The sequence below is a fragment of the Clostridium sp. N3C genome, from assembly GCF_900095445.1.
In the GTDB taxonomy this organism is placed as follows: Bacteria; Bacillota; Clostridia; order Clostridiales; family Clostridiaceae; genus Clostridium_AU.
In genome coordinates, this window is sequence record NZ_FMJL01000045.1 from 22943 (window position 1) to 29595 (window position 6653).

A 6653-nucleotide genomic window follows, 5' to 3' on the forward strand; every position below is an offset into this window, starting at 1 on the left:
TGTTAATATGTGGGTAAATACCACTATTTACAAATATTAAATATACTATTAAAATTTAAGATCAATAAGAAATTACGAAAATAGTTAAAAGTTGCTCTAATTAATTCAATCAAATAATGAATTTGTTAACATATTCTTAATTGCAAACGTTTATTTTGAAATTAAGGAGGGGCTAATTTGAAACTTAGAACGCGATTATTCATAATGCTATTAACTACTAGTTTAATTCCATTATTAATTTTCTCTATTATTTCCCTATCATTTTTTATTTCGAATTCTAAAGCTGATACATATAAAATTAATCAAGAAAAATTAGAAATTGCAAAGTATGAAATTAATGGCATGCTTGATAAGAATATCAATAATCTAAATATTTTGGCCAATCAACCGGCAATTCGGAAATTCGAATTAGATGATGCAAGAGAAATTCTTGTAGATGCGGTTAAAGTTAATACAGATCTTAGTATTGCTCTTACTAATTATTGGGGAGAACAAGTAGTTAAAAGTAATGATGAAAACTTTGCTAACGTTTATGACCGGGAATTTTTTCAGAAAGCTAGGGATGGAAAAGAAAATTATATATCTGATGTTCTTCCTTCAAAGGTTACAGGTAATTTAAATATAGTTATTTCAACACCAGTTCGTGATATGTATAGCAATATTGTTGGAGTTCTAGAAGCAAGCACTGAGCTCAATAAAATTAGCAACTACGTCACATTTCTTTCAGACGAGGATTCAACTGTATATGTTCTTTCTAGGCAGCGTACTGTACTGGCTCATCCTAATATGGAATATGTAGAAAATCAAGAGGATTTTACTAATTTAGAATTTGTGAAAAAAGCTAATGCGGAGCAAGATATTACTTTAAAAACTAAAAATATTAAGGGTGAAACAGTTATTGTTAGCTGTGCATTAAATGAGCAAACCGGTTGGCTGATTGTAGTAGAAACACCTTTTTCTGTTGCTATGTCTTCTGCTTATAGACTTTTGAATATATCTATTGCTTTATTCGTTGCTGTTGCTATTATTGTAGTATTATTAGGTCTTTTATTATCAAAAGGATTCACTAAGCCACTGGTTAATTTATCAGCTATAATTAAAACAATTGCTGCAGGAGATTTAAAAGAGTTTGATATTAAGACTAAATCAAAGGATGAAATTGGTGAGCTTTATCAAAATATTAAGATAATGACTGGAAATTTAAGGGGGCTTGTGGTGGAGATTCAAAACGCTGCCTCCATGTTAGCTGCTCATTCTTTGCAATTATCCGCCACAACGGAAGAAACCACTGAAAGCTTAACACAAGTTGTTACTACTATTAACGAATTGGCAGAGGGAAATAGTAGTCAAGCCTCAATGGTCCAAGCTTCCACGGATGCTATTACTGGCGTTAGTGATATTGTTTCAATATCTACTGTAAAAACAGAAGTAGCAGCAGAAAAGGCAAAAGAATCCTTAGAACTTGCTAAGGAAGGGCAAAGGGCTATCGAACAACAAAGTGAAAAAATTGAAGAGAATAATAAGTATACTTATGCTGTTGGTGAATCAATACAGCAGCTGGCTACAATGGCAGATGAGATTCGTAATATAATTGCTACAATTAACAATATTGCTGGACAAACTAATTTATTAGCCTTAAATGCTTCTATAGAAGCAGCTCGTGCTGGTGAAGCAGGAAGAGGATTTGCTGTAGTAGCGGATGAAATTCGTAAATTAGCAGAGCAATCCACTGAATCTACTAAAAAGATTGAAGATATTGTGAATAGCATTAATGTTAGAGTAAATGAAACTGTTAATAATATGGACAAGGTTAGAGACAGTATATATGTTATGGAATCTTCAGCAGAATATACAAGGGAAAGCTTCGATAAGATCTTTGCATCCATTACAGATCTTGCAAAAATATCCTATGAAGTTTCGACAGCTTTAGATGAGATCAATAATAAGACTAAAGAAGTAGTAAATCAAGCTACAAATATTTCCGCTGTAGTTGAAGAATCTTCTGCTGGTATGGAAGAAATATCCGCATCCTCACAAGAACAATTAGCTTCAATAGAAACGATCACCCAAGCTTCTAGTGAATTAGAAAATTTGGCACAAGAACTTATCACTCAAGTTAAAAAGTTTAAAATTGAATAACTATTAAGTGCTATATTGAATAGAAAAGATTGTAGACAGTTGAATTATGAAAGACATGTTCATAAGTCAACTGCTTTTATTATTATTATTATTATTATTATTATCAGTACTTCCCATTACTAGATTATTAATTATTATTTGACAGGTTAAAAATTAAGGATTTTTTATCTTTACTTTTTTGATATGATATAAATAGTAAAGGTAGAATGGATGATATGTAATGAAAATAGATAGATTACTTGGAATAACGATATATTTACTAAATCATAAACGAACATCTGCTAAAAGAGGATGAAAAGTTCTTTGGATTTAAGTTGGTATTGGGAATCTGGTATAGAAATTAATGATGAAATCCTAGAGGTAATCTATGATGCAATAAGTAAATTTGCGTAGTATTTACAAGTACCTAGGTTAGAAAATTATTTAAATATAAGGTTAAAAAATAATTGAATGGAGGAAATTATGTCTAATAATGGAAAATTTTATGTAAATGAAGATTACGCTTGGTCAGAAATGGTGGAAGTTGGAGATTTTGTTTTTTGAATTTCTGTGTAGGAAATGTTGGACAATCTGTTGAAGATCAATTTCATGGAGCACTAGATGAAATGGAGAGGCGGTTAAAGGAGATTAGTTTAACTTTAGATTCTGTGGTTAAGGTAGATGTAATGCTAAGAGATTCTTGGAATATACCAATTATGGAAAAGGTATTTAAGGACCGTTTTGCTGGTAAATATCCAGCGAGAAAGACCATACAAACAGATTTTGCTCATGTTGGCGCTCCGGAAGGACTTCACGTCCAAATTGATGGAATAGCTTATAAGAAATAGGTTGTGATCTATTATTGGCATTAAAAAGGCATGTAAAACCAAGAGTTTGGTAGTACATGCTTATTTATTATTGAATAAGTTTTCTGTTTTTTTAACCCTTAGCATTGATAGGTAACATAACAGTCATGGTAGTACCTATACCTACTTGACTTTCACACACAATACTGCCATTTAATAATTCTATGATTCTTTTTACTATAGATAAGCCTAGTCCATTGCCATGCTTTTTGTGAGACTCATCACACTGATAGAATTTATCATATATTTTGCTTAACTTCTCCTTTGATATTCCTATTCCTTCATCTCTAATTGAAAACTCAAGGTGATCTCCTACAATCTTTGTTGTAATCCATATCCTAGATTCAGGCTTTGAATATTTTATAGCGTTGTCGATTAGATTAGTCCATAACTGAAACAGTAAGTCATAGTTACTTACTATACTGCATCCTTCAAGTTGAAGGTCATATTGAATATCCCTATCAGGCCACTTCTCTTCCAGTAAAATAATACAACGTCTAATTTGTTCATCTACTCTAACCTTTTCATTCAAGTCTACAATATTTTGATGTTCTAATCTAGACATATTTAACATGTTTTCACTCATACGGGAAAGTCTTTGGGCTTCTTGGTAGATATATGATAGGTATTCCTTTTGCTCTTCTTCACTAAGACCTCCATCCAACAACATCTCTGAGAAGCCTGCAATTGCTGCCACTGGAGTCTTAATTTCATGGGATACATTGCTAATGAAGTCCTTTCTCATATAGTCCATTCCATTTAATTCCCTTGTCATTTTGTTAAAATTCTTTACCATCATATCAATTTCATCTGAATAGAAATCATCTTTTCTTTTTCTGTGAATATTATTAATAGATAATTGTACTGTAAAATCACCATCTGCTACCTTTTGCATTCCTTTACTAATTTCAACAATGGGATTCATTACGTAGGAGGCTGAATGCCAAAGAGCTACTCCACCTAAAATTAAAGTAAAAATACAAGTAGCAAGGCACATCCACAGAGCAGTGGCATGGGTAAATGGACCACTATAAAAGTAAGAAAAGCTGATAAAAACTATAAAATATGCAATTGCGCAGCAGACAAAAAGGATTATAATGGATGCTAAAGCCAACTTTAAACGAAGAGATATTATATTTCTTGTAGTTTTCTTAGCCATTATATAAAAATCCTTTCCTAAATTTTAGCCTTATAGCCTAGGCCTCGAATTGTTACTATTTCAAAGTCAGCACAATGTTCAAATTTCCTACGAAGTTTCTTAATATGAGAATCGATAGTGCGATCATCCACATCCGTATCCATGCCCCATATTTCATCCAATAATTCCTGTCTAGTAAATATCTTATTGGGATTACTCAAAAGTTTAAAAAGTAGGTAGAATTCCTTGGGAGGCATTTCAAAAATTTCATCCTGTACCTTAACAGTCAGTGCATTATAATCAAGCATGGTATTTCCAACTAATAATTTCTTTTCATTTTCAATCTGAGATCTTCTTAGCAAGGCCTTAACTCGAAGTATCAATTCTCTCATACTGATTGGTTTAACCATATAATCATCAGTTCCAGCACGAAAGGCCTTTTCCATATCTTCAAATTGATTTTTTGCCGTTATCATTAAAATTGGAATGGTATAGGATGCATCCCGCAACTCCTTGGTTAATTGGTAGCCATCCATATTGGGCATCATTATATCGCTAATGATTAAATCGATGTGCTCCCTGTCTAGTATATCTAAAGCCTGTTCTCCATCAAAGGAGCTAAACACGTTATAAGATTCCTGTTTTAATTTTGCACATATCATCTTATTTAGAAGCTCATCATCTTCAACAACCAGTATGGAGAACATGCTATCAGCTCCTTTCAAAATTTAATGATTCACTACCTTTTTTAGCTCTCCATTTTCTAATCGATAAACTACATCTACAAGATCTAACACTCTTTCATCATGAGTTACCATGATAGCTGCCTTATTATGCTTCTTAACTTCCTTTTTAATTAACTCTACCACCTGTCTGCCCCTAACTCCATCTAAGCTGGCAGTAGGTTCATCAGCTAGAATAACATCAGGATCATTCATAAAGGCTCTTGCTATTGCAACCCTTTGTTTTTCACCACCGGACATCTTTGCGGGATATTTATTTGCACATGCTGCTAAGCCAAGATCCTCTAACATATCATCTGCATTGATTTTAGCTTTTCCATTCTTCTTGTTCATATCCTGCACAAAGGTTAACTGCTCTTTTGCAGTTAGAAAAGGAAGTAGGTGATGGCTCTGAAAAATAAATCCGATTTTTTCCCTACGAATTTTAACCATTTTTTTTCTTTGCTTCATCATAAGTTTTTCGCCACCTACAACAACATTACCATCGGTAGGTGAAAGCAAGGCACCGGCTATGGACAAAAAGGTACTTTTCCCGGAGCCGGAGGGCCCGATAATTGCAACGAACTCACCGGGCTTTACTGATAGTGAAATATTATTTAGGATCTTATTTTCTGCTTCACCATCTTGATAAGATTTTGATATATTAATTAATTCTAATGCATTCTGATGTTTCATCATTCATTACCTCCTATTATAACAATTGGGTCAACCTTTGCAACTCTCTTTATAGATACTAAGCTAGTTAGTAAACAGATTACCATGAAAACAATAGATATAATAATCACTGATGATATTTCTAGATTAAAGGGCATACTGCTTGGAAGCATTGATGCCATACCAATAGCTAGACCATTACCAATAAGCACTCCAATCATTGAAAGGATTAGTACCTGATGAATAATATATGCTGCAAGTTCTGACATCTTCATTCCTATAGCCTTAAGGACACCAAACTGCTTTTGTTTTTGAATTGTAATTACATAGAAGAATACTCCTAATATTGCGGCTGAGATTGCAACTAATACCCACAGAATCATTTTGATTGTTAACTGTTCAGCTGAATAACCTGGTAGGTTATTAATAACAGTTGCTCTATCAACTACTTCTAATCCATGTATTTTAATGTTTCCAATATCTGTACCCTTTACAGCAATTGCATTGAACTTTTCTGTATAAGAAGGATTTATCAATAAGTTTAGAGCTGTATAGGTATCAGTATCAATAAAAGCTACTGGTGAGTGTCCATACAATTCATCTTCAACAAAGCCAACTACTGTTAATTTAAGTCCTGTTGCAGAATCCTCTAACTCATCTCCAATATTTATATTCTCATCTTTGAATGTGTTATTCAATAAAATAGGATGCTCTGCTGAGGCTTTTGATAATGTTTCGTCCTCAGCTACTTCAGGAGCAAGAAAACTTTCTGGATTTATAGCAAAATAGGTAACATCTAATTTCTTTTCATCTGTTAAGGTATTAATGTTGGATCTTTTAATACTAAGATTGCTTACGTCGTCTTTAGTTTGAGATGTTACTTCTTCTAGTACCTTTGCATCTATATTAGATGTAGATATTAATTTTTCCGCATCGGTACTCATTACAAAATACTCCGCGCCAGTTTTTTCAATGGATGCACTAATTGCCCAACCAAGTCCCTTTGCTAGACCGGACAAAAATACAACCATAAATATCATTAGAACTAGGATGCTTTCGATCAATAAATATTTTGATATATTATGTTTTATTTCTTTCCATGCTAATTTCATACTTTTACCTCTTTCATTATCT

At 32.8% G+C, this 6653-nt stretch carries 6 protein-coding genes; 2 read left to right on the forward strand and 4 right to left on the reverse strand.

Annotated features, from left to right (window positions below):
- Positions 1-177 precede the first annotated feature (177 nt).
- Together N3C_RS11685 and N3C_RS11690 are read left to right on the forward strand one after the other, a co-directional pair.
- Entirely contained in the window at positions 178-2139 is a 1962-nt protein-coding gene (locus tag N3C_RS11685) for a methyl-accepting chemotaxis protein (RefSeq protein WP_074366209.1), read from the forward strand.
- A 539-nt stretch (positions 2140-2678) separates the two neighbouring features.
- Entirely contained in the window at positions 2679-2966 is a 288-nt protein-coding gene (locus N3C_RS11690) for a RidA family protein (RefSeq protein ID WP_306345597.1), read from the forward strand.
- Positions 2967-3057: 91 nt separating this feature from the next.
- Here N3C_RS11690 and N3C_RS11695 read toward each other — a convergent pair whose 3' ends face one another.
- From N3C_RS11695 to N3C_RS11710, 4 genes are read right to left on the reverse strand one after another with little or no spacing between them, the layout of a single operon-like run.
- Entirely contained in the window at positions 3058-4143 is a 1086-nt protein-coding gene (locus N3C_RS11695) for a HAMP domain-containing sensor histidine kinase (protein ID WP_074366210.1), read from the reverse strand.
- Positions 4144-4160: 17 nt separating this feature from the next.
- A complete protein-coding gene (locus N3C_RS11700) occupies positions 4161-4829 on the reverse strand; it encodes a response regulator transcription factor (protein WP_074366211.1) in 669 nt (222 codons plus the stop codon).
- Between the two features lie 21 nt (positions 4830-4850).
- On the reverse strand, positions 4851-5540 hold the full coding sequence (locus N3C_RS11705; RefSeq protein ID WP_074366213.1) for an ABC transporter ATP-binding protein: 690 nt from the start codon (positions 5538-5540) through the stop codon (positions 4851-4853).
- On the reverse strand, positions 5540-6631 hold the full coding sequence (locus N3C_RS11710; protein WP_074366212.1) for an ABC transporter permease: 1092 nt from the start codon (positions 6629-6631) through the stop codon (positions 5540-5542). Before N3C_RS11710 ends, N3C_RS11705 begins: the two co-directional genes overlap by 1 nt.
- Between the last annotated feature and the right edge of the window lie 22 nt (positions 6632-6653).

Excerpts from the sequence above, each read along its gene's own strand:
- N3C_RS11705 (WP_074366213.1), bottom strand. The coding sequence starts at position 5,540 with ATGAAACATCAGAATGCATTAGAATTAATTAATATATCAAAATCTTAT.
- N3C_RS11710 (WP_074366212.1), bottom strand. The coding sequence starts at position 6,631 with ATGAAATTAGCATGGAAAGAAATAAAACATAATATATCAAAATATTTA.
- N3C_RS11695 (WP_074366210.1), bottom strand. The coding sequence starts at position 4,143 with ATGGCTAAGAAAACTACAAGAAATATAATATCTCTTCGTTTAAAGTTG.
- N3C_RS11700 (WP_074366211.1), bottom strand. The coding sequence starts at position 4,829 with ATGTTCTCCATACTGGTTGTTGAAGATGATGAGCTTCTAAATAAGATG.